Annotated in this window: 24 protein-coding genes; 14 read left to right on the top strand and 10 right to left on the bottom strand. The window is 49.3% G+C overall.

Going from position 1 to position 26,518, the window contains the following annotated elements; all coding sequences use genetic code 11:
- Positions 1–109: 109 nt before the first annotated feature.
- Positions 110–1,108 (bottom strand): 2-hydroxyacid dehydrogenase, encoded by a 999-nt coding sequence (locus AC2215_RS09850; protein WP_486809812.1) that lies wholly within the window; start codon positions 1,106–1,108, stop codon positions 110–112.
- 236 nt (positions 1,109–1,344) lie between these two features.
- On the opposite strand from AC2215_RS09850, the gene AC2215_RS09845 reads away from it, so the two are divergent.
- Positions 1,345–2,631, top strand: coding sequence for a glucose-1-phosphate adenylyltransferase (locus AC2215_RS09845; protein WP_486809811.1), 1,287 nt, complete (start codon positions 1,345–1,347; stop codon positions 2,629–2,631).
- 46 nt (positions 2,632–2,677) lie between these two features.
- On the opposite strand, the gene AC2215_RS09840 is transcribed toward AC2215_RS09845, so the two are convergent.
- Complete coding sequence (locus AC2215_RS09840; protein WP_486809810.1) at positions 2,678–3,523, bottom strand: uroporphyrinogen-III synthase; 846 nt, start codon at positions 3,521–3,523, stop codon at positions 2,678–2,680.
- Between the two features lie 156 nt (positions 3,524–3,679).
- Here AC2215_RS09840 and AC2215_RS09835 point away from each other — a divergent pair, with 156 nt between their 5' ends.
- From AC2215_RS09835 to AC2215_RS09815, 5 genes are all read left to right on the top strand, one after another.
- Positions 3,680–4,363, top strand: coding sequence for a tetratricopeptide repeat protein (locus AC2215_RS09835; RefSeq protein WP_486809809.1), 684 nt, complete (start codon positions 3,680–3,682; stop codon positions 4,361–4,363).
- A gap of 246 nt (positions 4,364–4,609) precedes the next feature.
- Complete coding sequence (locus AC2215_RS09830) at positions 4,610–4,969, top strand: MGMT family protein (protein ID WP_486809808.1); 360 nt, start codon at positions 4,610–4,612, stop codon at positions 4,967–4,969.
- Positions 4,970–5,614: 645 nt separating this feature from the next.
- Entirely contained in the window at positions 5,615–6,613 is a 999-nt protein-coding gene (locus tag AC2215_RS09825) for a hypothetical protein (protein WP_486809807.1), read from the top strand.
- A complete protein-coding gene (locus AC2215_RS09820; protein ID WP_486809806.1) occupies positions 6,610–8,241 on the top strand; it encodes a hypothetical protein in 1,632 nt (543 codons plus the stop codon). The genes AC2215_RS09825 and AC2215_RS09820 overlap by 4 nt, the downstream gene beginning before the upstream one ends.
- 144 nt (positions 8,242–8,385) lie before the next feature.
- Positions 8,386–8,982, top strand: coding sequence for a hypothetical protein (locus AC2215_RS09815; protein ID WP_486809805.1), 597 nt, complete (start codon positions 8,386–8,388; stop codon positions 8,980–8,982).
- Positions 8,983–9,569: 587 nt separating this feature from the next.
- On the opposite strand, the gene AC2215_RS09810 is transcribed toward AC2215_RS09815, so the two are convergent.
- Complete coding sequence (locus AC2215_RS09810) at positions 9,570–10,139, bottom strand: hypothetical protein (RefSeq protein WP_486809804.1); 570 nt, start codon at positions 10,137–10,139, stop codon at positions 9,570–9,572.
- Positions 10,140–10,795: 656 nt separating this feature from the next.
- Here AC2215_RS09810 and hslO point away from each other — a divergent pair.
- Positions 10,796–11,692: an Hsp33 family molecular chaperone HslO gene (hslO, locus tag AC2215_RS09805; RefSeq protein WP_486809803.1), complete on the top strand. Its 897-nt coding sequence runs from the start codon at positions 10,796–10,798 to the stop codon at positions 11,690–11,692.
- A gap of 151 nt (positions 11,693–11,843) precedes the next feature.
- Here hslO and AC2215_RS09800 read toward each other — a convergent pair whose 3' ends face one another.
- Positions 11,844–12,599 carry a fatty acid desaturase gene (locus tag AC2215_RS09800; RefSeq protein ID WP_486809802.1) on the bottom strand — a complete coding sequence of 252 codons (756 nt, stop codon included), beginning with the start codon at positions 12,597–12,599 and terminating at the stop codon, positions 11,844–11,846.
- Positions 12,600–13,107: 508 nt separating this feature from the next.
- Here AC2215_RS09800 and AC2215_RS09795 point away from each other — a divergent pair.
- From AC2215_RS09795 to AC2215_RS09765, 7 genes are all read left to right on the top strand, one after another.
- Positions 13,108–13,422: a hypothetical protein gene (locus AC2215_RS09795; protein ID WP_486809801.1), complete on the top strand. Its 315-nt coding sequence runs from the start codon at positions 13,108–13,110 to the stop codon at positions 13,420–13,422.
- 192 nt (positions 13,423–13,614) lie between these two features.
- Positions 13,615–14,898 carry a M16 family metallopeptidase gene (locus AC2215_RS09790; protein ID WP_486809800.1) on the top strand — a complete coding sequence of 428 codons (1,284 nt, stop codon included), beginning with the start codon at positions 13,615–13,617 and terminating at the stop codon, positions 14,896–14,898.
- A 205-nt stretch (positions 14,899–15,103) separates the two neighbouring features.
- The gene (locus AC2215_RS09785) at positions 15,104–16,399 is read left to right on the top strand and encodes a M16 family metallopeptidase (RefSeq protein WP_486809799.1); all 1,296 of its coding nucleotides are present in this window, start codon (positions 15,104–15,106) and stop codon (positions 16,397–16,399) included.
- A gap of 162 nt (positions 16,400–16,561) precedes the next feature.
- Entirely contained in the window at positions 16,562–17,899 is a 1,338-nt protein-coding gene (locus AC2215_RS09780; protein ID WP_486809798.1) for a four-carbon acid sugar kinase family protein, read from the top strand.
- A 98-nt stretch (positions 17,900–17,997) separates the two neighbouring features.
- The gene (patX, locus tag AC2215_RS09775) at positions 17,998–18,243 is read left to right on the top strand and encodes a heterocyst-inhibiting protein PatX (protein ID WP_486809797.1); all 246 of its coding nucleotides are present in this window, start codon (positions 17,998–18,000) and stop codon (positions 18,241–18,243) included.
- A 1,183-nt stretch (positions 18,244–19,426) separates the two neighbouring features.
- Positions 19,427–20,017, top strand: a complete 591-nt coding sequence (locus AC2215_RS09770) for a slr1658 family protein (protein ID WP_486809796.1) — start codon at positions 19,427–19,429, stop codon at positions 20,015–20,017.
- Between the two features lie 141 nt (positions 20,018–20,158).
- Complete coding sequence (locus tag AC2215_RS09765; protein ID WP_486809795.1) at positions 20,159–20,416, top strand: CRR7 family NDH-1 assembly protein; 258 nt, start codon at positions 20,159–20,161, stop codon at positions 20,414–20,416.
- Positions 20,417–20,567: 151 nt separating this feature from the next.
- On the opposite strand, the gene AC2215_RS09760 is transcribed toward AC2215_RS09765, so the two are convergent.
- From AC2215_RS09760 to AC2215_RS09735, 6 genes are all read right to left on the bottom strand, one after another.
- On the bottom strand, positions 20,568–20,735 hold the full coding sequence (locus tag AC2215_RS09760; RefSeq protein ID WP_486809794.1) for a hypothetical protein: 168 nt from the start codon (positions 20,733–20,735) through the stop codon (positions 20,568–20,570).
- Positions 20,736–20,951: 216 nt separating this feature from the next.
- Positions 20,952–22,325: a glycogen synthase GlgA gene (glgA, locus tag AC2215_RS09755; RefSeq protein WP_486809793.1), complete on the bottom strand. Its 1,374-nt coding sequence runs from the start codon at positions 22,323–22,325 to the stop codon at positions 20,952–20,954.
- 241 nt (positions 22,326–22,566) lie between these two features.
- Entirely contained in the window at positions 22,567–23,055 is a 489-nt protein-coding gene (locus tag AC2215_RS09750; protein WP_486809792.1) for a hypothetical protein, read from the bottom strand.
- Between the two features lie 46 nt (positions 23,056–23,101).
- On the bottom strand, positions 23,102–24,385 hold the full coding sequence (locus AC2215_RS09745; protein ID WP_486809791.1) for a hypothetical protein: 1,284 nt from the start codon (positions 24,383–24,385) through the stop codon (positions 23,102–23,104).
- A gap of 49 nt (positions 24,386–24,434) precedes the next feature.
- Positions 24,435–25,427 carry a trypsin-like peptidase domain-containing protein gene (locus AC2215_RS09740; RefSeq protein ID WP_486809790.1) on the bottom strand — a complete coding sequence of 331 codons (993 nt, stop codon included), beginning with the start codon at positions 25,425–25,427 and terminating at the stop codon, positions 24,435–24,437.
- 7 nt (positions 25,428–25,434) lie between these two features.
- On the bottom strand, positions 25,435–26,496 hold the full coding sequence (locus AC2215_RS09735) for a trypsin-like peptidase domain-containing protein (RefSeq protein ID WP_486809789.1): 1,062 nt from the start codon (positions 26,494–26,496) through the stop codon (positions 25,435–25,437).
- Positions 26,497–26,518: the final 22 nt, after the last annotated feature.

Below are 26,518 nucleotides of genomic sequence, written 5' to 3'. Positions count from 1 at the left end.
TGGGGTGTAGGGTGTGGGGTGTGGGGTGTAGGGAAAATTCATCTCCCTGTCCCCTTGTCTCCCTGTCCCCTTGTCCCCTTGTCTCCTTGTCCCCTTGCCTCCCCACCTCTCAATCGGGAAGTTGAACCTGATTCGGACAGGGTCGTCCTTTGTCAAAATCCGTAATATTTGCCAACGTCGTTTCGGCAATATTTTGCAAAGCGTTGCGGGTAAAAAAGGCTTGATGTGCCGTAATCACCACGTTAGGAAACGATTGTAACCGCTGGAAATCATCATCTTGAATGACGGTATCCGAGAGGTCTTCAAAAAATAAATCTTCTTCTTGCTCGTAGACATCGATTCCCAGATAGCCCAGCTTACCGGACTTGAGGGCATCGATCGCTGCTGCGGTATCGATGAGTCCTCCCCGACTGGTATTGATGAGCATCGCACCGGTTTTGAGGTGTGCCAGGGATTCTGCGTCGATCAGGTGGTACGTCTGGGGGGTGAGGGGACAGTGGAGGGAAACGATATCCGCAGCCGAGAGTAACTCCGGCAATTCTACATATTGCACGCCCATCTCCACAAACGCCTGATTTTGGTAAACGTCATAGGCGAGTAATTGGCAACCAAACCCTTTCATAATTTGGGCGAAACACCAACCAATTTTCCCCGTCCCGACGATTCCCACCGTGGAACCGTGCAAGTCGAATCCCAGCAACCCTTCCAGGGAAAAATTATCATCTCGCACCCGGTTGTAAGACCGATACAGCTTGCGATCGAGCATCAAAATCAACGCCACGGCATGTTCGGCTACCGCGTAGGGAGAATAGGCCGGAACGCGCACCACGGTCATTCCCAGTTCCGCGGCCACCGCTAAATCGACATTATTAAACCCCGCAGAACGCAGGGCAATGAGTTTCGTGCCTCCAGCGGCTAGGCTGTGTAAGGTGTCTGCGTCGAGGCGATCGTTGATAAACGCGCAAACCGCCGGAAATCCCGCTGCGAGCACTGCAGTTTCTGAGGTGAGGCGAGGTTCGAGAAAGACCAGTTCGTGCCCTAGATTGCCATTTGCCCCATCAAGAAACTGTCGATCGTAGTTTTTAGAACTGAAAACTGCAACTTTCATCACCCTCACCCTAAGTAAAGTCTTAAAAATAAATTTATCGATCGCAACCGAGTCGTTCGATCTCGCTCAGAAATCGATCCCCTGCATTTTACCCATTTTTCCAACCCAGGAAATGTATCGATCTCGACATACCTCGCTTCTAGGCTGTAACCGATTTTGCTAGACCCCTTGCCAAGAAACTCAGACAATCGGACACTAAGACTGGACAATCCCCTACTCAGTCAAGAGGTGTTTCGGTGAAAAGAGTTCTCGGCATTATTCTCGGTGGCGGGGCAGGTACTCGTTTGTACCCCCTGACGAAGCTCCGAGCCAAGCCTGCGGTTCCCCTCGCAGGAAAGTATCGTCTTATTGATATCCCCGTCAGTAATTGCATCAACTCCGACATTCACAAGATGTACATTCTGACGCAGTTTAACTCGACGTCGCTCAATCGACACGTTAATCGCAGCTATAATTTTTCCAGTTTTAGGGAAGGTTTTGTCGAGATTCTCGCAGCTCAGCAAACCTCAGATAATCCCGGTTGGTTCCAGGGAACGGCCGATGCCGTGCGTCAATATTTGTGGCTGTTGCAAGATTGGGATGTGGACGAATACCTGATTTTATCGGGCGACCATCTCTATCGCATGGACTACAGTCTATTTGTCAAGCGCCACCGGGAAACCAACGCTGATGTCACCCTTTCCGTCGTTCCCATTGACGAAAAACGGGCCTCAGATTTCGGCTTGATGAAAATTAACGATGCCGGTCGAGTGGTCGACTTCGCTGAAAAGCCCAAGGGAGATGCCCTCAAAGCGATGCAAGTGGACACCACCGCTCTGGGACTGACTCCCGAACAAGCGGCTCAAAGCCCCTATATCGCTTCGATGGGCATTTATGTTTTTAAAAAACAAGTTTTAATCGATTTACTCGAAAAAGCTCCAGACCAAACGGATTTTGGAAAAGAAATTATTCCCGGTGCTGCCGCCGATTACAATCTGCAGGCTTATTTATTCGATGGCTACTGGGAAGATATCGGAACCATCGAAGCCTTTTTCAATGCCAACTTGGCGCTGACGAAGCAACCAAAACCTCCCTTTAGTTTCTACGATAAAAACGCACCGATCTACACCCGCGCTCGCTATTTACCTCCGAGCAAGTTGCTCAATTCTCGGGTCACCGAATCGATGATCGGGGAAGGATGCATTCTCAAAGATTGCCGGATCGATCGCTCCGTATTGGGGGTTCGCACTCGTATTGGTGCTGATTGTGTCATCGAGGAGTCCTTGATTATGGGGGCAGACGACTACCAAGCGTTTGCCGAACAGAATGCTCCCGAGGATAGTCAAATTCCCATTGGCATCGGCGAGAAGACCACCATTCGTCGTGCCATCGTGGATAAAAATGCGCGCATCGGTCAAAACGTCCAAATCGTGAATAAAGACCGGGTGGAAGAATCCAATCGCGAAAGTCTGGGATTTTATATTCGCAATGGGATCGTCGTCGTACTCAAAAATGCGATAATTCCCGATGGAACCGTAATTTAACGGCGATCTGACATCGACTTCAGACGATCGGGTGTATCTACGGGTTTCAAGCAGACGATGGAGCAAAAAACTCTGCCATTGCTCGGGCGAAACCTGCAAACGAACTATAATCCTCCGAGACGATCGCGACTGTCATTCCTAATGTTTTGGCATTGGCGGCTGTATAGGGTCCAAAACAAGCGATCGCACATCCCGCAAGATTTTGCGGGGAGTCGATCGTGCCTAAAAAACTTTCAACTTCCGCACTGCTACTAAAGGCGATCGCATCAACTTTACCTTGACGCACGAGATTCAACTCGATTTCGTAACCGTTGGGGAGCGATCGCCGGGTAGCGTAGGCGGGTACGCGGGTGACACTCATCCCCAAATTCTCTAACGCCGCCACAAAATCAGGGACGATGTTCGGTTCTCGAATGCCCATCACTTCGGGAACGGGAACGAGGATGGTTTGGGAGGCGATATCGATGATGGGAGAGAGTTCCGCGACAATGCCGTTGGGACTGGGTTCGGCGGGAATCAGGTCGGCACGAAACCCCAACTCGGTAAGCCTGCCGGCATCTCGACCGATGGCGATCGAGCGGCAGCGTGCCGATGGGGATAGTCCTAAGGTATTCAAGCGTTCGGCAACGGCATCGATGCCGTTGCGACTGGTAAAGGCTATCCAATCGAATCGATCGAGCTGTTGAAGCGCGCGATCGAGGGCAGTATAATCTTCAAGCAAACAAGTTTCAATTGTCGGCATCAAAATCGGCAGTCCGCCCAAATCCACGATTTCCCGCGCTAATCTAGAAGCGTAGGTTCGCGGTGCGGTGACCAGGATGCGCTTGCTCCAGAGGGGAAGTTGATGGGATGGAGTGAGTCGGCCAGGTGGATGGGTAGATGAGAGAGACACGGTGACGCACACACACACAGAAGATAAGAGATAAGAGCGTTCACCAATTGTCCGTTGTCCGCGATCGGTTGTCTATGCACCTGAGCTCGAGAAAATGTACGGTGTCCGGTTAGGATAGGGGGTGTTTACTTTGAAACCTGGCGCATGAAACGATTTATGAAACCTGTTTTCTTGAGATCGAACCTGCTTGCCGTCGTTCTGGGAACGCTCGTCTCCCAACCCACTTGGGCGCAGGACTCGATCGTGCTTTCGCAGACGGTTTCTCAACTGACGCGAGACTACGATTATTTGATTGATGTCTGCTCCGAAAGTCGCGGACGAGAAGCCCTGGAGGCTTGCGATCTCGCTTTGGATATTCAACCAGAAGATGCCACGACTTGGACGAACCGAGGAACGAGACTCGACGAACTCGGACAACTCCCAGCGGCTTTAACATCCCACGATCGGGCCATCGAACTGGCATCGGATTATTCCCTGGCGTGGGCGAATCGATGTTCGGTACTCATTGGCTTAGGTCGCAATTCCGAAGCGATTGAATCCTGTCAAGCAGCCATTCAAGGTGATGGTCGTTGGGGGGCGATGGGAGAAGTGCTCGCGTGGTATAACTTGGGTGTTGCCTTGCACTATCTCGAACGAGACGAGGAAGCCCTCGATGCCTACAATCGGGCGATTTCTCTCACACCGAACGATGCCGATGCTTGGAATAACTTGGGTTTGGTCTTGGAAGGGTTAGGTCGGCTTGAAGAGGCAATGGACGCCTACCAACGAGCGATTTCTCTCGATCCGGCTCATCCGCTAGCCAGACGCAATATCAATCTATTACAACCTCAAATCGATTGAGGATGTGAGTTGCGAATTGTTGTAAATGTTGGAGAGTGCCGAGAAGGGTGTGTTTGAAGTCAGTGTCGATGGAGTTTCAATCCTGGGGACATGGACGACAGGATCTAGAAAATTCAGAAATTAGCTTTGTCCCAACGCAACGATCGAATTGAGAGGACTAGAGTTAAGGTTTTAGGGTGAGTGAGAAAAGATCGCCGTTGACTTCTCTCTTGTGACTCTGGCGAATTTCACCGATATTTGCAACACATGTCTGTCTACGAGCAAATTTACGCCATCGTGCGTCAAATTCCCTTCGGTCAAGTTGCCACTTACGGGCAAGTGGCAATCTTGGCGAATTTAGCCGGTCGAGCGCGTTTGGTTGGATATGCACTATATCGGGTGGACTCGATTGCGGCAGATATTCCCTGGCATCGGGTGGTGAATGCTAAAGGGGAAATTTCCCATTCACCCCAGCGACGGGGAAGCGATTATCTCCAGCGATCGCTCTTGGAAGCCGAAGGGATTGATTTCGACGATCGCGGCAAAATTAATTTACGTCAGTATCTGTGGCAATTTCCAGATCGCACTACGGAAATGGATGAGGATACGATTGCCTGCAGTCGGTGAAATCGGGCTGTTTCCACCGTCGAGTAATATATCTATACATTTAAGATGAATTTAACGTTAGTGCCGCGCAGCCAAAACACCACACTCGTTATCAACAGCTGAAATCAAGGTATACTCAGGCTTTTGAGTTTTTAATCGTATATTTCTAATTCCCCATAGCGATGCAAGTTTGGGCTCGGCCGAACACCTGATTTATCCTCGGCCCAAACCGCTAATTTTTGCGTAAAAGCCCCCTCCAAAGCGGGCTTCACCTGAATTCGCATTAAGTTAGCATCTTTTACCATATCTTCTTGCACAAAAATACATAAAAAGGTTCCGGAAAGTTCTCGGGTGACTTGAATAAGTAGACAAGATGAGTGCCAAAGTACGAACCGACAGTATCCTCAAAGACAAACACGATTGGTTCGTAGAAGATCTGAAACAATCATTCAACTTTTCAAGGAGGATTTATTGTCTTCACAGACTATTTTTCTCGAATCACAAAACACTCAAAATTCACAACAATATCACCCACCTCAGGTACTGTCTAAAATCGGCAAAAAAATTAGACTAGAAATATATCATAACCCTAGTAAATAAAACTTAAATATTATTGAGTTTTTGCAATTATTGCCGATTCAAAGAGTAAACAACTAGGAGAAAGCCTTGTTACTTTATACAGACCCAACTCGCTCGAACGTACTCGCAAATCAAGGAGCCTTAGAACTCTATCGAGATATCGTCAGAGGATTTTATCTCAACTCTGCTCGCATTCCCAATTCCAACTTCACGAGAATCGAAGCCTTCAGCAAACTTGACACCGAGACTCAAGCCCAAATAGACACGGTGTCCTGGATCGCATTTCCAAAATCAGCGGTTGCATCCGACGAAGAAATCGATCGGCAGCGCATCCGATTGCAGGACGAATATGTTGAGTGGCGCACCCAACGAGATTCAAATGGGGCCGTTCGTCAAATTACCTTCACCACTGAATTTCTCGAGTACTACGAAGCCCTTGCCCAAGTCAGTTTCGAGGCTCTCGTTGCAGGTATTCAAGCGGTGATTCCCGGTGCAAACCCAACGCCACGGGAATTACTTGGCACCGAGTTCGATCGCCCCGAAGATCGGGCTTTTAGGTTCCGCCAACACCTACCCCAAAACCCCTGGAATAACGGCGAGAAAGGCATTCTTTGCTTGTCCCAACAGTTTAATACCATGAGTGCCTTGTTTACCCTCGTCCATGAGTGCGGCATTCCCAACCCCCAAGTCGATCCGGCCGAGATTTGCCATAACGCGAACTGTCTGCACACTCGCAATTCCGATCCCTTCGTCTGTACTGCCTGTCAAAATCAAGCTCGGGGGTCGCGCGCCTTGAGCTTAGCAGATCCGGTGGGCATCAAAATTCTCAAACTCGATGGCATTTGGGAAGTCGATGGCGAGCGCATTGCCATTAACAACCCCGATCGCAACCGAGGGATTTGGCAGGTGAGTCGCAACGGACGGCGAGCGGTGCTGAACGTGATTCCGGGTCTGACCCTCGACAGCCGTTCGATCGTGACGGGAACTCAAATTTCCACGAAGCTTTCGGTGGGAGTAGACGTAATTACCGCTCCGGAAGACGCATTACCCGAATGGGCGAGAACCGGGCAGGAGGCATTGATATGAGAATGGCGAATATCCTGCGCGAAACCATCATTCGAGGTGCAATCGCCCTGACAGTAATCCTGGGAATCTTCACCATCGGTATTTTTTCCGCCCAAGCGCAACCAGTTTCCTTACTCAAACAGACCCACGATCGCGCCCGAGTCGAACCCTTACCCCCCGCCGAACTCGACGAACTTGGCGATCCGTTTTTCAACCTCGTTCTGCAGAAGCGTCCCGATGTCACCAACCTCACAGACATCGAAAATCTGATGCAACCCGATGCGACAGAAACCTATGTAGTTGACGAGCGGATCGTCGATAAACGCTTGGGACAATCTCGTCGAGGCATTCTGGCATTTCGAGGGGAAACCGACGGTGAATTTCTCGAACCCAACGTGATGATGTCCGTTGCCTTCGATTCGGAAAAATTTTCCGAGACCCCCGACTTCCTGGAGGTGTGGGGTTGGGATAGCCAGCGCGGTCGCTACAATTTTTATAAACTCGATCGCAGCGGAACCAACGAACTGAGCTGGAAATTTCGCGGGTCGTCGGTGGGGGCTTCTGCGCTAACCCCTCGACAGCGGACGGGAACTTGCATGGCTTGCCACGTCAACGGCGCGCCGATTATGAAAGAACTGTTCTTCCCGTGGAATAACTGGCACTCTTTTGCCTCGGAAGCCACCTACCTGAAAGCCGAACAACCCGATCGCTGGCCGGTTGCCGATAGCAAACGCTTGAAGGAACACCTCACCAGTGCCGAAAAACTGGAGAAATTAATAATTCCCGCGATCCGCAGACTCAATACTCGGAAAATTAATGCGAGCGTCCGCACCGATCGATCGGTGGTGGAAGTGACGGAGGCAAAGGAACTGCTTAAACCTCTTTTCCAAACTACAGAGGTCAACTTTATCAGCGACGATCGCCCCTCGAACCTCCATCCATTTTCCGACACCACCTCCCAAAGCGAGATTGCCATCCCCGATAGCTTTTTTCTCAATGTCGAGCTGATTGCTGGGGGGGGATTTGCCGGATACCGAGGTTTAGGCATTACCGAAAGCCGCCAGTTTTCTGAAATGGCGAAGGTGGAAGCGGCAGAGTACGATCGGTTGGTGCAAGAATCAGCCGTCAAATTAGCCGGTCAGCGACCCGGAGATAGCCATTTCGCCTGGTTCGTGCCGGAAGCAAGCCATATCGATAATGATGAAATCGACCAACTGATGGGCAAAGGCATCGTCCCTCGGGAGTTTGTGGCATCGGTTATGGCGATCGACCTGGAAAACCCGATTCTATCAACCGATCGCCAGCGCCTGCTCGACTTCATTCCCGACAGGTTCCAAGTTAAACCCACCAATACCTTAATTCCCCAGACGATCGCCGCCTTAAAACGAGCAAATCCATCGAGCGATTCTCCTGAAGGTCGGTTTTTGACCCTGCTTGAAAGCGACGATCCGATCGCCGAGTTGCGAGATGAGGTGAACGATTATTTAGCGCGCGAAACCCAACTCCTGAACGGGGGAGATGAAGCAACCCGATTTGTCGAACTCAAGCGATTGTATTCCATGGCGATCTCCCGCCGGACAAATCTGGTGCGCGATGAGGTGTTGGGCAACCTTAATGAAGCCCAAGGACTGCTTTTACCTCTGCCGTAGATGGGAGAGTAGGCAATGGACAATTGACAATGGACAATAAGTTCGTTGCGACGCTCTTCCCCCTCCTCACCGTGTCCCCGTGTCCCCGCGTCTCCACATTCCCCGATAGCAGGCACATTTAACCCGATCGCTATACATTGAATCGTGACTATAGAATTTGGCAACAACTCTAATCAACATCGAGAGTCTCATCGCATCAAGCGCATTATCCTTCCCGTTGCGAGCATTGTCGGCTTGGTACTACTGGGATTTTTTTCTCCCAGGTTTTCTTCGGCGATCGCGATTAATGACTCGATTAGCACGGATATTGGCGGCTTACTGGGTATCCTCGCATTTATTTCTTTTGCCTTGGAGAGCGCCCTGGAAATTTACGTGAGTACGCTACGCAATGCAGGTCGCGAAAGGTTAGAGCGACAAATCGAACGAGTTCCTTTGGAGAAGGAAGAATCTCAACCGGGTGATGGTGAAATTGCCCAATTAAACCTGGAACTTTTCGAATACCGCGAAGATACGGCATACATCACTCGCGTTGTCAGTCTCGTAGCCGGTGTCCTCATTGGGATTATGGGCGTTCGTATCCTGCAACCGTTTGTGAATTTAGGTACGTTAGCTGGATTTCAAGTGCCTCTATTTCACGCTGTGGATATCTTACTCACCGCAGCTCTACTTTCCGGTGGCAGCGAAGGCATTCACCAACTGACGAAGATTTACGCCAAAGCCACTCAAAAAGCTGTTGAGTAGGAGTTGGAACCGATTTCGGTGCCGGTCAACTTTACGAATCATTTTATCCCCCTACCTTCCTAAAGTTAAGGTTGCAAACCCAACATCGAGGGAAATTAGGGGGTTTTTGGCAGAAGTACGAGATCTTCAGGCGGTCATGTTGCGCTTGAGGAGAGCAGCGTACAGGTCGATCGTGACATCGAGTAGAGACAAGGTTAATGGTAAGTTGCACGTGGCTGGCATCAATCGGAAATCACTGATGTGATCGCCACCATTGCCTACCCGGCAGATGCTTTCACTCTACTCGATCGATTGGCATCAATCAGCGCAAGAGATCTGTTCTGAGTCAAGGGATTGTTGGGGTTGCAGTCCAAATTTAGATTCAGTTGGTGCAGACAGTCGTTGGCGCTAGAAGCAACGAGCGATAGTGTGGCGAGCTTTCAACTTGTTTTTCCGAGTATACGAGAAACCCAACAATCGACAGGATTGGAAATTCCTGGAGTTGTCACCATGGGACCTGTATTTGTTAAGAGCTCAAGGATCGTTCGAGTGTTAGGGCGATCGTTTGCGAGGATGTCTGACGTGTCAGTCGGGTTTGACGATCGAGATTATCGTGCTAGGTTAGCCGTCAGATTCGTCTGGCAAGTGGCAAGAATTTCTCGATCGGATGGGCTAATCTCATCGATGGGGTAGAAGCCGTCCAGTCGAGGCTGGGCACTGACGCTACCAGTTGCGGCCACCAGATTGGTATTGTCTACGGCGATGGTGTAGGGAAAAGATTGCTGGCTGTAGCTATCGACAACGTTTAAGGCCAAGCGATTGCTGCCAGATGTACCGTAGAAGCAATCAAAGGAAGAAGACGGCTGATAAAACGCACCGATGACGCGCTCCTGGCGCACTTCAAAAATTGCGTAAGAGCGACCCATTTGTTGCGGTTGGGAAGACTCTCCCTGAAGGTAAACACCATCGGGAATAGCGGTTTGGGATGGGTAGGAAATTGCTTCGAGAGCTCGCCTCTGAAGAGGTTTCTTCTTCGGGACTGCTTGCGCGCTAGAGATGAAAAAACTGCCTGTAATCGCGCCCAAGGTCACCACTGAAAACAGTTGGCTCGCTCGGATCGACGTTATTGGGGCTTGTTGCGTTGCTACTCCTCCAAACAGTCTCGCAAATGTGACCATGCCTGACACCACAAAAATTTCTACAGTCAAGAGTGTCTCACAGGCCTCTATAGACTGTCAGCGATCGCCTGCACGGGTTGGTTGCGATCGATATCGCTATGGAATGCGATCGATGTCAATGCTTTATTGACACTTTTCTGATAAAATTTACAGCTATCGTTCATCAGAAAAGTTAATCGATCGAACCCCACTATCTAGTAAGAGAAGCATAACAATTGCGTTGTGTCAATATAAGACTGATAAAGGTTGATGACGTTGCTAAACCGATTCCGATGGGCAAAACTAAGCAACGTTTCCTCGATTTCAGGAAAATCTCTCGAGAGCAAATGTTCTTCAATGGACCCATACTCTTCGGGCGAAATTTCCTGACAATTTCGACGCACGTTACTCAGATAGCGGTGGAGATAATCATCTCGCGTTTCCCTTTGACGACGGACGACATCAGCCAGCAGAGACACCCCATCTAGGTTGAGCAGATGATGTAGCTCGGCGATGGGCGTGCTCTTTTTCTTCTCAGTTATAACAATTTATCTGTAATTATCGACGATCGACCTTCAAGACGACCGCTTCGGAAAAATTTTTCCGAGTCCCCTTGTCCTCTGACAAAGATGTCAAAATAGATAAAATCGCAACTGTTAAGAAACTTAAATCTTTGTATGGCTGACCAGTTAATCCGCGCAACCGCAGCAGACGGCGGCATCCGCTGCGTGGGTGTCATTACCACTCGACTCACGCAAGAGGCACGGGAGCGACACAAACTCTCCTACGTCGCCACGGCAGCCCTAGGACGAACGATGGCTGCGAGTCTCCTGCTCGCATCGAGTATGAAGCGACCGGAGTCGAGAGTCAATATCCGAGTCAGTGGCAACGGACCCTTAGGAGGTATTCTCGTCGATGGTGGTCTCGACGGTACGGTGCGCGGTTATGTCGGCAACCCCAATATCGAACTACCCCCCAAACCCAACGGCAAACTCGATGTGAGCGGTGCCGTTGGCGAGGAAGGTTTTCTCTACGTCGTTCGGGATGTCGGCTACGGCTATCCCTATTCGAGTACCGTCGAGCTGATTTCTGGGGAAATTGGCGACGATGTGACTCACTACCTCGCATCCTCCGAGCAAACCCCCTCCGCATTGCTTTTGGGAGTCTTTGTCGGCTCTGAAGGCGTAACGGCTGCTGGAGGTCTTTTATTGCAAGTTTTACCCAAAGCCGCTCGGGATGAAGCCCTTGTGTCAACCCTCGAGTCTCGCGTGTCGAGTCTATCGGGGTTTACTCCCCTGTTGCAAGCGGGCAAAACCCTCCCGGAAATCTTCGAAGAACTTCTAGGAGATATGGGGCTAAACATTCTGCCGGAAGTACAGATGGTGCGCTTTCACTGTGGCTGTTCCTCCGAGCGAATGTTCGGTGCGTTAAAGATGCTTGGAGAAGAGGAGTTACAGGACATGATCGAAAAAGATGATGGAGCTGAAGCCACCTGTCACTTTTGCGGGGAAGTCTATCGCGCCAGCAGCGAAGATTTAGCTAATTTGATTCGCGATTTGCAAGCGGATGGGTGATGGATAGGGGATGGATTGACAAGGAAGGGTTTGGAACTTTTGGGTGGATTGGAGTTGGGGGAGTAGTCGGACCTGGCGTCGGACGGGGCCTATAAACTAAACTCCTGGGGTGTCCCCAGGAGACAGCCCCTCCGCTAAATGCTCGGGGACCTCACGACTTCACCGCCGAGGGTAATTTGTACCAGGGAAGGTGGGGATATTCGTGATGTTCCCAGTGATAGCCGAAGTGGTAGCAGGTGAGGAACGACCAAAAAATGGGATACTGGCTGCTTTGCGAACGATGACGATTGGTATGCCCTCCTTTCGGTTCTCGGTGCGGTAAGAAAACGCCAAAATAAAACATTTGTACCGTACTCGCCAGCATCGGCAAACTCCAGACGAATAACACGTTGGCAATCGGAAAGTGAACAATCGCCCACAGGGAATGAAATAGAACGGTCATTGCCAATAGCTGAAGCCAACTGCCTTTGTACTTCATATTGGAGACCATAAACGCAACAAACCAAAGGACGGCATTGTGCTGGTACTTCCGACAAAAATCCGGGTCTCGTTCCGTTGCTGGATGGTAATGGTGCATGCGGTGCTTTTCGAGCAAGACTTGGTACGGTAAAAGTGCGTAAGCTCCGATGGCGAGGGCACCAATCGGGCGGTTGAGTTGGGGCAGTGTCGGACAAATCGTTCCGTGCATGGCATCGTGGGCGGTGATAAACAAGCCCGTGTGCAGAAACATTCTCACCAAGAAAATCGCTGCAATCGCCCAAATTGGGACTCCCGATAAGTCTGCGGGGAGTAGCCACACTAAGCTACCAACCCACAAGGTCAGAATAACTAAAGCGCTTAAAATTCCGAGAATCGAATTGCGATGAGTTTGAAGTTGAACTTCGATCGAAGAAACGGTTTTTGGCATCAGAGAAAATCTTGATAATTTGCTGTTATCTGCTGTTTTTTCGCGTTTTTAGCTTTATTTGTTGGCTTTAGTAACAAAGCTCGGTTTTATTAATATAACTTTATATAAACAAACGTCGTTACTCCGTAACTTGGGCCTTTCGACCCTTACAAATCAGAATCCGCTCTAATTTTCAAAAATTAAAGCGCAATTTTATTGACTTTTTTGCAATTTAATGCAATTTTTATCGCTTCAAAAACTGAGAGATTCAACCGATTCCCAGGACTCGCTCTCGATAAAGTTATGTCCCCATACATCAATTTTTGTGACGGTAGCAAGAGGGGTAAAATCTACTGTATCGTTCGGTCTCGCAAGGTTTATCGCCTCAAGGATTGCTATTTGTCGATCGAAAGCACTTGTTAAATCTTTTGTCAGAGTTGTCCGAGATCGAGGTAAGGTGCGCTTCAATAATCACTACACCAAACCGATACGTAAAATACTTTCGAGACTGTTCGTACAGTTAAGACCGATGAAGCGACCTTCACAGTTAATTCGACTGATCTTAGATTTTTATCGCGAGAATCCCACAGAGTTAAAGCAACTCGAACCCCTGAAAAACGCTCGTGTTTTTCGGCGTTGGGGTGTTTGGTACATTCGCGCGCGAGATCGCCAGCAAGCCGAGGCGCTTCTGGAGATTCGCCCGGTGCTAGAAGACCCAATTTTGCAACTGCGTCTGGCCCGAAAGATTAAGATTTTAGTGGGTCGAGAACGATTTGCGATGTTCGCTGTCGGGTCTGACGAGCCAATTACTCGGTCGACGCAGCAGCTCTCCCACGATGGATAGGATGGCGATTGCCACATCGACAACGACATCGAGAATTTGAGTTGGAGTCGGGGGCGGGATTGGCGAAAATCGCCCTCCCTCGAGATCGCTCGACTCTGCAAACCTGAGTTGAGTTTGTATCAAAGTATGCGGATAGATAACAATTTCAGGGGATAATTTGAATACACGTTCAAAGATGTAACGAGTTCAAGGTTGAAAGTTACCCGTCGTTTCACCCAACTTCGAGTCCCCTCCCACTGTCCGGTCCGGCAATTTCGGCGGGATGATGGATTGACAATCGTCCATCAATACATGCAAGCCACCCCCGTCGTGGTGGCAGATGTGTGGGTGCGCGCGGGGGCTGCCCTCGAACCCAATGGTTGGTCGGGCATGGCACATTTTCTCGAACATGCCATCTTCAAAGGAAGCGATCGCCTGCCCCCCGGAGCCTTCGATTTAGAAATCGAAAATCGAGGTGGAACCACTAACGCCGCCACCAGTCACGATTACGCCCATTTCTTCATCGCAACAGCCGATCGACATTTCCGCGAAGCCTTACCCTATCTCGCGGAACTTTTATTGCACGCCGCCATCCCCGACGAAGAATTTATCCGGGAACGGGATGTAGTGCTCGAAGAAATTCGCCAAGCCAACGATGACCCCGATGGTGTCGCGTTCGACGCACTTATGGATACCGTCTACCAGGTACATCCCTACAAAAAACCGGTGCTGGGTAACCAGGGAGAACTCCTCGAACGATCGCCTCAAGAAATGCGGTGTTTTCATCAAGCGCATTACCAACCCCAGAACATGACCGTCGTCATTACCGGTGGGATTGGAGAAGACATTGCCCTAGAATCCGTTGACGCTTGCTTTCGAGATTTTCGATCGCCCCCCTCTTGTCCCGCTTCGAGTGCCCCAACCGAACCGCCCATGGATGGAGTGCGTCGGCGGGAATTGTCTTTACCCAGACTAGAACTGGCTCGATTGAATATGGCATGGCTCGGGCCCGGTATCGATCGCATCGACGATGCCTACGGACTCGATTTACTCGCAATCATTCTCGCGGGGGGTCGGTCATCGCGCTTGGTGCGCCAACTCAGAGAAGAACGACAATTCGTACAGTGGATTAGCGGCGATTTCTCCTTGCAGCGAGATTCGAGTTTACTCACCATCAGTGCCGGACTCGAGCCAACCTATCTCAACCTCGTAGAAGAGTTCATCAGCAGCGCAATTGGTCAATTGCAAACTACCCCCGTTCCCCAAGTGGAACTCGATCGCGCCAAACGCCAACTGTGCAACGATTTTGCCTTTTCGACAGAAACCCCATCTCAGGTAGCGGGCTTGTACGGATACTACCAAACCCTTGCCGAAGCAGACCTGGCGATGCTCTATCCTCAGAAAATTCAGGCATTTAGCCCCGAGCGACTCCAGCAACTCGCCTGCAAGTATCTATCCCCCGAACGTTACGCGATCGCCGTTGCCCTCCCAGAGTAATCTCGTGCCATCGAGATGGAGTATGGGAGCGGGCGAAATTGCCTCATCCAGTTCTCCTTTCGAGAAACACTCGCTCCAACATCAACGATCGCCAAAATCTGTCAATCGATATTTCTTCATCCCTAGAGAGATACGATAGTTTTTCTAGGCGCGCTGCTTCCGAAGCTTGCGAGAGCTACCCATTCTTTCCCATAGTACTATCCAAATGACATCCATCGCTCGACCCACTGCCAACATTCGTCAAGCAACCCTAGACAACGGTATCGCTGTGATTGCCGTCGAAAATCCCACCGCCGATATTATGGCAGCTCGCCTCTTTTTCGGAGCCGGTAGTCGTCGAGAAACCGCAGAGCGCGCCGGTCTGGCTCATTTGCTCGCGACGGTGATGACCAAAGGAACCCAGAGCCGCTCTTCTATGGAGATTGCTGAAGAAGTGGAATCCATGGGCGCCAGTTTGGGAACCGATGCAGCTGCCGATTACTTCGTCTTGGGTTTAAAAACCGTGTCGGAGGACTTTGCCCAAATCTTAGACCTGGCAGCGGAAATCTTGCGGCAACCGACGTTTCCCCAATCTGAAGTGGAGTTAGAGCGGCGTTTGACCCTGCAAGCGATTCGCTCCCAAAAAGAGCAACCCATGTCCGTTGCCTTCGCTCAACTGCGGCAATCGATATACGGCGAACATCCTTACGCCCGATCGAGTTTGGGAACCGAAGCCAGTGTCGCCCAACTCTCCCGCGAGGATTTGCTCGACTACCATCAAACTTACTTTCGTCCCGATAACATGGCCATTGGGATCTCCGGTTGCTGGAGTGCCTCGGAAGCCATCGCTCAAATCGAAGAGGTGTTCGGGGATTGGCAGGTCCCAGACACGCCCCTACCCCCGGACGCCGTGCCCCCCATTGCGTCCCATCCCGATTGTCACGCGGCAACCCAAGACAGCCAACAGTCGATCGTCATGTTAGGCTATCTCGGACCGTCAGTTTCGATGGGAGAATTCGATCGTGGGGTCTCGACGGATTACGCCAGCCTCAAGCTACTCGATACCTATCTCGGCAATGGATTGTCCAGTCGCCTGTTTGTCGAACTGCGGGAAAAACGGGGTTTGGCCTACGATGTCTCGGCTTTTTTCCCCACTCGCCTCGATCGCGCCAACTTCGTTACTTATATGGGAACCTCACCCGCCAATACCCAAATTGCCTTGGATGGATTGCGCGATGAAGTCGATCGGTTGCGGACGACGCCGCTTACCCCCGAAGAACTGCAAGCCTCCAAAAATAAACTATTGGGACAATATGCCCTGGGCAAACAAACCAACGCCCAACTGGCTCAGATTTACGGTTGGTATGAAATGATGGGTTTAGGCGTGGAATTCGACGATCGATTTCCCAAAGCGATCGCCGCTCTCACCTCTGACATGGCGCTCGAAACGGCCCGACGATACCTCGGCCCACCCCATATTTCCCTCGTCGGACCTGAGGAGTTCGTGAATGGGGTAAGTTAGTCGAGCCTGGGCTTTGGAGGCAGACGCGGTGACGCGGTGACGCGCAGAGGAAGAAAAATTCATTCTTTCTTCTCCTCCATCTTCCATTCCCCATTCCCCATTCCCGACCACCCGATACATCCGATCCAAAACAAACGTTAACCGCACTCAGAGAACCCTCCCATGAATGCCAAACCCAAGATAGTCGTACTCGACGATGACCCCACCGGTTCCCAAACCGTCCATAGCTGCTTGCTACTGACGCAATGGGATGAAGCCACCCTGCGACTGGGGTTAGCCGACGAATCGCCGATTTTCTTTATCCTCACCAATACGCGGGCACTGACCCCCGAAGATGCAGAAACGGTGACGCGGGAGGTGTGCCGTAACTTGAAACGGGCTTTGGCGGCTGAAGGGATTGAAGATTTTTTGGTGGTGAGTCGCTCGGATTCTACGTTGCGAGGGCATTATCCCATCGAAACTGATGCGATCGCCGAGGAGTTAGGGCCCTTCGACGCTCACTTCCTCACGCCAGCGTTTTTTGAAGGGGGGCGCATTACCCGAGATAGCATCCATTACTTACTCGTCGAGGGAGTCGAAACCCCCGTTGCCGAAACGGAATTTGCCCGCGATTCGGTGTTTGGATACCATCACAGCTACCTACCGGACTACGTGGCCCAAAAGACGAAGGGGAAAATTGATGCCGGTGAGGTGGAGCGGTTTTTACTTGCGGATATTCGAGCGGGGAGTTTGGAGCGATTGATGCAACTGTCTCGGAACTGTTGTGGCGTTGTCGATGCCGAAACCCAAGCCGATCTCGATCGCTTTGCCGCCGATTTACTTGCCGCAGCCAGTGGGGGCAAACGATTTTTATTTCGCTCGGCGGCCAGTTTGCTCACCGCGTTAGCAGGTTTGGGGGAGCAACCCATCCGAGCGGAAGCCATGTCCGGGTACGTGCGAGGCTCGAAGCCGGGGGCGGTTTTGGTCGGTTCCCACGTCCAAAAAACCACCCAACAACTCGAACGATTGCTGCAAGAACCGAATGCGATCGGCATTGAGGTAGACGTCGCTCGCTTGCAGGACGGTGGCGATCGCTCCCAAACCCGTTCTACCTTACTGAGCGAGATTCTCCAACAGGTGAGTACTATCCACGATCGGGGACAAACCCCCGTTATCTATACCAGTCGCCGGGAGTTAACCTTTGCAGATACGCAAACGCGGTTGGAATTTGGTGCGGCCGTCTCGGCACTGTTGATGGATATCGTGCGCGGATTACCTGAAGATATTGGTTTTTTGATTAGCAAAGGGGGAATTACCTCCAACGACGTTCTCTCTGATGGGTTGAAGTTAAGAACGGCTCGGCTGTTGGGTCAAATTTTAGCGGGGTGTTCGGTCGTCCGAACGCCTTCTGAAGGAACGCAATTTCCCGATCTGCCAGTCGTGCTATTTCCCGGAAACGTGGGAGATCGCGATGGATTGGCAACAGTCTATCGACGTTTGAGCCAGTCAGCAGCGACTTAAAGCCAATTCCCTGTCAGGGCTGACATCGTCCTGAAATCACCCGGGCTATCCCGTATTAGGAAGTTAGATGACCTAACCAAACTTTCTACGGGATGCTTATGTTTAATTTTCTCGATCTATTTACCCTTCGTTCCCTGTGCGTATCCGGTTTTGTGTTGAGTGCGGTGATGGGATCGATGACCCAAGTCGATCGTTCTCCCGAAATGACGCTCTCTCACGTCAGTGGGGGCTTACTTTCCGCTCAAACCGACCAAAGCCAAGATGCAGAACCCTATCGCGGCAGTGGACGGCGGCGTTTTAGCGATGTCAGCGTACCGGGTTCTTCCCTAGAAGACATGCTTTGAGCGCCACATCCCGATTGCCAGAGAGATTCTCGAGCGATTCGAAGTGCGACTTTTTCCAGATTTGAGTTTGTTTGAACCACTCATGGACGATCGATCGCGACCCTTGCCCCGCTGTAACTCTCGTTCCAGATTGTAGATTTCACCCACAGCACTCGCTCTTGACACCCACTGGGAAAATCTCTCCGACAATGAGGAGAAGCGAAGGACTCAAAAACCAATGTTTATTCGGTTTGCACGCCGATACAGATGCAGAAAACTCCCGTTCGAGGCGCTAGAATACCCGACTGGGAGTTTTTTCGCGATCTCATATTCTAGACAGGGACTTGATGGCGCTTCGCAAATTCCCCACACCCGAGCGCCCAACACGGTCCGATCCCAAACTGACGTTAAAAACGTTTCAGCGATTGCAACCCCGATTTCCCAATAACTCGACTGGAGTGAGATCGAATTGTTCTCAGCTCGGATTGGGGTAATTCATCATAACCTCATGAATAATGCAGGCTAAAACTTCTAAAATGTCTGCTTTCCCTAAGAGTTTACAGCCGATTGCCGAGTGCTGCTAACGGCTGAATGCCGAGCGGACTTGCGGAGATTGCAGTGGTGACGCTTGAGTGATATTTGGTCTGCGATCGGGGTTGGTGGGTCGTTGCGAGTGTAGAAGCTGCACTTTTCGATCGGTTATTACAGTGCACGCCCTACAAATTTCTCAAGCTAAACCCCGCGGGGTCTATAAGGCGCGAAAATGGCTGTAAATTGAAATCTATTTTCAGCTTCCGTAAGCTATTAGAATCAACAGTGACTTGTCAAGTACTATATCTAGTGTTAAAAAGCAGCGATCGGTTTAAATATAGACTTTCTCTTGGAACTCACCCATCTCCTTTTCCCCTTTGCCGATTTCCAATGGCTCTTGACATCCGTGCAATTCGAAGAATATTTGTCGCTCGTCTATTCCTAAACCTCCTGTTTTCCTGCCTCCAACTCTTTCCCTCGACTCACCTGTTCTCTATAATTAAATAGTTTATCAAAAATTTATCGATCGCCTCTAGGATTGACAAACCTTTTCCTTCGTTTCTCTCGGATCGAAAACGCTCAAAAACTCAGTGAAAATTACTCGAGATCAATTCAGCGGCTTGTCTGACTCGATCGTTACCCCACCAAAATATGCTAAAAATACGGAGCCAATATGAGTCAAATCTTTGGGTATTTTGATGAAGATTTACCCGAGACTCACGAATATATTGTGGTCAGTTTTTCCCCCAGTTCGGTGCCCATCCGTCAGCGATGGCGAAACAACGGCTTATCTGCCGATTTTCTATCAGATTATTTGATGACCTTTTTCCCGGAAAATGGGGATAAATTTTCGCTAAAAGCTTCTCCTGCAGATATCAAAGATGCTGTTAGCTATATTGCCAACGAATTGCTAGAAAATTCTATGAAATTTAATGATGATACTCTATCTCATTCGATTAGCATTCAGCTGCGATTACTCTCTAATCGCCTCATTTTTATGACGACCAATGCAATTGAGTCTCAAAAACTCGATCGATTCCAAACCTTTTTAAATAAATTCATAAATTCTGACTTGGAAACTTTATACGTTCAACAAATTGAACAAAGTGTAATTTCGGACGATCGAACTAGCTCTCAACTGGGTTTTTTAACCATGGCTCTCGATTATATGGCCAAGCTTGGCTGGAAGTTTGAAACCGTGAAGAATCATCCAAAGTTTACTCGAGTGACCACTATGGTGACTCTCGATCTGAGGGATATCTAATTGCCGACAGCAACGATCGGTCAAAAAAATGAGTTTAAGTATAGCGCTCGAGAATCGTAGAGATCGAGAATCCAAAATAAAGTTGCACCCTCGAAACCCAGAAATAATATTGTTCGTACAATCACCCTATTTTTCTTGAAAATGTCAGACAAATCAATGTATTCGGAAGAGTATTTTGTCATTATAGAAGCAAACAGCCCGGAGCAAATTCTCTCGGCTGCCGAGTTAAAAGAGAAGCTCGAAACTGTTTTAAAAACCCGCGTCGCACCTCTACCGAGGGAGCTAAAAAAGTTTGAGTCTCTCGAAGATCGGACCCAATACTTATTAGAAAACTGTTGCGAAATTGAGTTGAGTCCTGGGAGTCTTTTGCAATGGTATGCCATCCGGTTGGAAAAATAATTCGATCGAAATTCGATTGGATAGAAATGATGTCGGGTCGGCAGTTTTTCCGGAGATCGCTTGACTTCGATCGCTCTCAGCTCGAGTTGGGTTTGTATGGTAAGCATTCAGGTATCAGCCGTCAGCCGTCAGCTTAAAACTCTTATGCCGCTTACAAGTTGAACCTCTTCCCAGCATGGGTTCTATATAACGTCAGTTTTGCTACCGCGACGTGGACGGGATGCCGACTCTGGGTGAGATTCGGGCGGTTGGCAAGCCTCTTGATGAGCGAAGCGATCGCACTGGCTACATCTGGTTGCCGGGGAGCAAAGTACTTCATCCCGATTCCCGATTCCCGATTCCCCATTCCCCGCCCTCACCGGAAACAGTCTTATCCAAAACTGACGTTATATACTAACAATTCCGGTTCAATGAGAAGCACAGAGAGTTTCGGGAGAGAAGCCTCAGACAAGTGTCTCAAAGCCTGATACCGGTGGGGAACGGACTAACCCTGACGGCCTAAAGCCTCAACAACCTCTTCTCCTCTGCCAAAAATCTAACCGCCGATAATCTCCTTATAAATCCCCTCGTACTGCAAGGCCGATCGTTCCCAGCTAAAGTCTTGCTGCATCCCCCGCTGTTGCAATTGCGCCCACCGATCCTTGTAGCGGAACCCTTCCCAGGCCCGAATCAGACAGGTGAACAAATCCAGGGGTTCGTAGCGATCGAAACAGTATCCCGTTCCCGCCTCGTTCATCGGATCGTGATGGGACACCGTGTCCACCAAACCCCCCGTCCGGCGAACGATGGGAATGCAACCGTAGCGCATCGCCAGCAGTTGGCTGATACCGCAAGGTTCAAATCGGCTGGGCATCAGAAACGCATCGCTGCCGGCGTAGATGCGACGGGCGAGGTTATCGTTGTAGAGGAGATACACCGACATCCGTCCGGGGTAGCGATTGCTCAATTGCCATAGTTGAGTTTCGTAGTAGCGATCGCCCGTTCCCAAGACGATAAACTGACAGTCGGTATAGGCCATGAAGCGATCGAGGATTTGCAACACCAAATCGATCCCCTTCTGTTCCACCAACCGGGTCACCATCCCCATCACAAACGCTGCCGAATTGACTTCCAACCCCAACTCCTCCTGCAAGGCAATTTTGTTAGGACGTCGTTTTTCTAGGGTCTCAGCGGTAAAGGTTTGGGCGATCGTTTTATCGTTCGCGGGGTTGTAACTTTCGATATCGATACCGTTGAGGATGCCGCTGAGTTTATCGCTGATAAACGAAAGCAACCCTTCAATGGTTTCCCCGTATTCGGCGGTTTGGATTTGCTGAGCGTAGGTGGGAGAGACGGTATTGACTCGATCGGCAAACTGTACCGCCGCCGCCATGGTATTGTGTCCCTGCATGTACCACGGACACCAGGTAATCTTATCCAAAAACCACCGCCACGGACCTTGATAGGCTAAGTTGTGGATCGTAAACACGCTGCCGATATCTGAGGTTTGATGCATCCACACCGGAATCATCCCCGTATGCCAGTCGTGGCAGTGAACGACTTGAGGTTTCCAGTAGTTCCAGGAAAACTCCGCCGCAGCGTTAGAAAAGAGAGTAAAACGCCACGCCTCGTCGTCTCCGCCGTAGATGTTACGCCCCATGAAAGCGGGATGACCGAAAAGATAGAGGGGAACGTCGGTACCCGGCAACAGGGTTTCGTAGACGGCAAAATGCTCGAACATCGCATCTCCCCACCAAACCGGCTCATCGGGAACCTCCATCTTATCCGGGAGAAAGCCGTAGTAGGGCATGAAAATCCGGACATCGTGACCCATTTTGCGCAGGACTTGCGGCAGTGAACCCACCACATCCCCCATACCGCCAACTTTTGCGATCGGTGCTGCTTCTGCGGCCACAAATAAAATTTGCATCGATGGTTTGTCTCCCCTTCAGTTCGAGTTCTTGCGTTCGAGATCGTGTCGCTCTAGGGCAAGGGTATCATTGATGGGGATCGAAGAATTTATATTTTGAAACAATCTCAGAATTTACGTTGAATGGGAACGATCGAACTCTGAGCGTACAAGGAGAAGGGGGAAGGGGAGGCTGACAGGTGTCGGTTTTTCACTTTTGGATGGATTTGAGCGCCCCCAGCTCAAATTGACGATCGCCAATTTATCGATCGGGATTTTTGATGCGATCGTCGATATCTTCCAGGGTGAGCAGCACCAACCGCTTTGCCTGCATTCGCCAACCCCATTGCTGAATTTTATAAGCGATCGCCCCACCACCGAGGGTGAAGAGAAAATCTAACGGTTGCGCCATGGCTATCCCCAAAAGCAACCCCAACCCGGCAATTCCCCAAAACGGCAAAGCCGCTGTCTGTCGTTGCGTTTCCACCGTTTTGGCAATGCCGCCGGTGGGGAGTTCCGCCCTCAAGGTTTCTTTGAGTTGCTGCTGTTCTTCTCTAGATACCGACAGACCGAATTTGACGCGCAGTTTCTCAATTTTCCGCAGAGTGCTGCTGTACTGAGTGAGTTCGTCTTCTGCCATCAAGATCGTGCGTTCGTATTGTCCCATGCCTTTTGTCCCGTATGTCCTGGCGCGCTTGTTGTGGTTATTATAGATCGCGCGGGTTCCCAGTCTGCCCCAGCCGATTTCCATGCCGTGTGATTCGTAAACGACCCACAATTTCGACAGTGACAGAGTGCTAGCTGGAGAAACGCCAAATCTTCACTGTGGCATCGGCACTACCGCTCACCAAGGTGCGACCATCGGGGCTAAACGCAACAGACTTCACTGGACCAAAGTGCGTGAGCGGTTTCTCGAGTAGCTCCCCAGTCCGCCAATTCCAAATCCGAATGTTGTTATCATCGCCACCACTCGCTAGAGTTCGATTATCGGGGCTAAACGCCACGCAGTTGACTCGACTTGAATGCTCTGTGAGTGTCCGCAAAAGTTTTCCAGTACTCGAATCCCAAAACTGAATAATTTTGTCTTCACTACCACTAGCGATGGTTGTACCATCGGGACTAATGGCAACCGACCAAATCGTTCCCACAGAAGAGTCAAAGAAAGAAACGAAAGACCCAATCAAATCAGAAGGGGACGGTCGATTAAGAGTGTGCAGGAGTGTTCCAGTCCGCCAGTTCCAAATTTTGATAGCACTATCCATGCCGCTACTGATAAGAAGTTGTCCATCCGAGCTGAAAGCGATGCTTCGGATTTCCCATCCATGTCCTCTTAGAGTTCGTTCTTTTCGTCCACTACCCAGATGCCAAATGTTAAGCGTGGCATCAATGTTTCCACTGGCTAGATATTGTCCGTCGGGGCTAAAGGCGATCGAGCTAACGCGCAGTTTAAGGAACCCACGATCGAATATTGGGTGCAGTTCTCCCGTGCGGACATCCCACAATTTGATATTACTATCTGCGACTTCCAAGTTACTGGCACTCGCCAAGGTTTGCCCGTCTGGGCTAAAGGCAAGAGAAAGAATTGCACTTTTGGAATGTCCCCTCAGCGTACGTAACGCTTCTCCCGTTTCTAAGTTCCACAGTTTGATAGTGCGATCGAAACTGCCACTAGCAAGGAGTTTTCCGTTGGGACTGATGGCTATGGTTTGAACGGTATTAGAATGCCCCCGGAGAGTTTGTACGCCGCTCCATTTTTCTGTTTTTCTGTCACAATTAAGTTCTATTTTAATCTGTTGAATAAACTCATCAATTTTTGCTTTGTTGTCTATTCCGACATCTTGACGAATGACTTCTAATAAGGCACAAAGCGCAGGTTGTCTGGGAGTTAGTTCTCCAAAAGAGACTAACTGTTGTACCATGTTGAGAATGAAACTATTGGTTGGCTCGTTCCAAATCAAGTTCAATGCATCTGCATGAGTTCCAAGAGCTAGCATTAAATATGCTCGACGTTCGCTTTCGTTTCGCAAGTAGGGTCTGAGAAAAAGCCTTATTTTTTTAAGTAGATCGCTACTAAGATTCATAAAAAAATCTAGGGAAAGTTATTTTCTCTGAATGCTCGCAAAGCTTCGCTCAACTATCCTTATAAACACGATAAAAAATTTCTGGTGCGTTGTCCTGCAAATCTTTTAAAATTGCGATCGCGCTTGTCCCTTGACTTCTCAGATAACGTCGATCGGTTCCAGGTTCAAGTAAATTACCACCACTGTGGTGAATAGCAATTACGTCAAAATTATCATTGAATATCGGTGAACCACTTGAACCATAAGAAGTATTTCTGGTATACTGAATTAATTTAGCATCAGTATATTCTGCCCATGTATTCTGAAGTGCTATTTCTTTGGATATTCCACGATAATACTGAATTATTTTCAAGCTATCTTTACGCTTCACTAAATTCATAGCTAATCTTAAAGGAGTGTATTTATAAGGTAATTCTTGAGTTTCGAATATTGTAAAATCCAGATCTTTATTCGTGTAAAAATAACCGCATAAATATCCAGGATCGCACAAACAAATACTTTCTACTTCTTTTTCTTTTGACTTATAATTAAACATTAACTTAGATTTCCTAGCTAGTTCTGGATTTGAAATTAGATGATTGGTAGTTATTAAAAAATTATATGAAATCATAAAACCTGTACCCAGGGCGTTTGGTGTATCAACTAGAATCACAGCTTTTGATGCTTCTGAAGCTAGCTCTAAAATCTCAATACCAGAAGTCTCCAAAAATTTATATTTTTTATTGTCTCTAGTAATATTATTTATTTCGTTTATAATGTCATTTATTGTTTCTTTGATATCTTCTCCTACATCTTCACAAATCACACTTAATAAAGCAGTTAGCGCAAGTTGACCAGGATATATCTCGCCAAATTTTATTAGTTCATCTATAAGATGAGGAATAAAAATATTTACAGGGCTTTCCCAGTGACTTATGCGATTTAATGCAGGGGAATTAATTCCTAATCCTCTCATAAGGTAGGATAAACGCTCTTCTTTCGTTCTTAAAAATGGTCTAATAGCATTCAGCAACTTTTTCATCAACGGTTGATTAATTTGCATAACGGAACTATCGCTCTAAACAATCGAAAATTTCTGGTGCGTTTGCCTGTAAATCTTTTAGAATAGCGATCGCACTCGTCCCAGCATTACGTAAATAACGTTGCATCGTTCCCGGTTCAACCAACCTGCCACCACTATGGTGAATTGCAACCACATTAAACTCATCATCAAACACAGGCGAACCGGACGATCCTTTTAAAGTACTGGTCGTATATTGCACGATTTGGGCATCAGCGTAAGCAACAAAGTTATTCTGCATTGATATTTTTTTGAGATGGCCGCCAGGGTGTTGGATAATGGTTACGCGATCGTCTCGCCGCATAAGCTGGCTTTTGAGGACGAGAGGACGGAACGAATCAGGTGAATCTTGCAGCGAGACGACGGTATAGTCCAGCTCTTGATTTGTGTAAAATAAGCCTCCTGATAAGGCTCGAACAGTCTGCGTGGGGCATTCTCGACCGTTGGGATCGAGTTGGTAATTGAAGGTGAATTCCGTCTGTTCGGCAACTTCGCGACTGGCAATGACATGGTTATTCGTCATCACTAGATTCGGTGAAATTGCAAAACCCGTCCCCAAACTGGTTGGTGTTTCTAGGCGAACTACAGCTTTAGATGCTTCAAGAGCCAAATTCAAAAGATAAATGTGGCGCAGGGTATTTTCGCCAATAATCTTTTCTTGTACGTCAGCAGGACTATCCATCCCGCGCCATCGGTCGATCGCTCGGTCAGGGGTCGCGGGTACATCGAGAGGATACTTCTGAAATAGCTCGACAATGAAGTCTGAATCTTCATCGCCAGTAAAAGGCTGAATATAGTTGAGGAAGACGCTTAAAGCTTCTTTTCCGTAAGCGACTTGTCCGAATTGGCACAAGGAACGCACCACTTCTACAGAAACGCTCATTGGTAGACCATCTAGATCTAGCCGTGCGAGGATGAGGTTTGCCTGGGGAGCGCCTTCCAATGCCCCGGAAATTATGCGTCGGCGATCGCGCACGTTGGCAAAGTCGGGTAGGTTTTGAACGATGCGGGTGAGTCGGCGGAAATCAGGCTGAGATAGCTGAACGGTCAAAGCGACGGCTCCTTTTTGAAAA

The sequence above is a fragment of the Zarconia sp. genome, from assembly GCF_057467645.1.
Note: the sequence above shows the minus strand (reverse complement) of the source record. Positions and strands in the feature narration are given on the sequence as shown.

Coding starts and splice junctions, on each gene's coding strand:
- AC2215_RS09850 (WP_486809812.1), bottom strand. CDS start 1,108: ATGAAAGTTGCAGTTTTCAGTTCTAAAAACTACGATCGACAGTTTCTT.
- AC2215_RS09835 (WP_486809809.1), top strand. CDS start 3,680: ATGAAACCTGTTTTCTTGAGATCGAACCTGCTTGCCGTCGTTCTGGGA.
- AC2215_RS09830 (WP_486809808.1), top strand. CDS start 4,610: ATGTCTGTCTACGAGCAAATTTACGCCATCGTGCGTCAAATTCCCTTC.
- AC2215_RS09820 (WP_486809806.1), top strand. CDS start 6,610: ATGAGAATGGCGAATATCCTGCGCGAAACCATCATTCGAGGTGCAATC.
- AC2215_RS09810 (WP_486809804.1), bottom strand. CDS start 10,139: ATGGTCACATTTGCGAGACTGTTTGGAGGAGTAGCAACGCAACAAGCC.
- hslO (WP_486809803.1), top strand. CDS start 10,796: ATGGCTGACCAGTTAATCCGCGCAACCGCAGCAGACGGCGGCATCCGC.
- AC2215_RS09800 (WP_486809802.1), bottom strand. CDS start 12,599: ATGCCAAAAACCGTTTCTTCGATCGAAGTTCAACTTCAAACTCATCGC.
- AC2215_RS09795 (WP_486809801.1), top strand. CDS start 13,108: ATGAAGCGACCTTCACAGTTAATTCGACTGATCTTAGATTTTTATCGC.
- AC2215_RS09785 (WP_486809799.1), top strand. CDS start 15,104: ATGACATCCATCGCTCGACCCACTGCCAACATTCGTCAAGCAACCCTA.
- AC2215_RS09780 (WP_486809798.1), top strand. CDS start 16,562: ATGAATGCCAAACCCAAGATAGTCGTACTCGACGATGACCCCACCGGT.
- patX (WP_486809797.1), top strand. CDS start 17,998: ATGTTTAATTTTCTCGATCTATTTACCCTTCGTTCCCTGTGCGTATCC.
- AC2215_RS09770 (WP_486809796.1), top strand. CDS start 19,427: ATGAGTCAAATCTTTGGGTATTTTGATGAAGATTTACCCGAGACTCAC.
- AC2215_RS09765 (WP_486809795.1), top strand. CDS start 20,159: ATGTCAGACAAATCAATGTATTCGGAAGAGTATTTTGTCATTATAGAA.
- AC2215_RS09760 (WP_486809794.1), bottom strand. CDS start 20,735: ATGAAGTACTTTGCTCCCCGGCAACCAGATGTAGCCAGTGCGATCGCT.
- glgA (WP_486809793.1), bottom strand. CDS start 22,325: ATGCAAATTTTATTTGTGGCCGCAGAAGCAGCACCGATCGCAAAAGTT.
- AC2215_RS09750 (WP_486809792.1), bottom strand. CDS start 23,055: ATGGAAATCGGCTGGGGCAGACTGGGAACCCGCGCGATCTATAATAAC.
- AC2215_RS09745 (WP_486809791.1), bottom strand. CDS start 24,385: ATGAATCTTAGTAGCGATCTACTTAAAAAAATAAGGCTTTTTCTCAGA.
- AC2215_RS09740 (WP_486809790.1), bottom strand. CDS start 25,427: ATGCAAATTAATCAACCGTTGATGAAAAAGTTGCTGAATGCTATTAGA.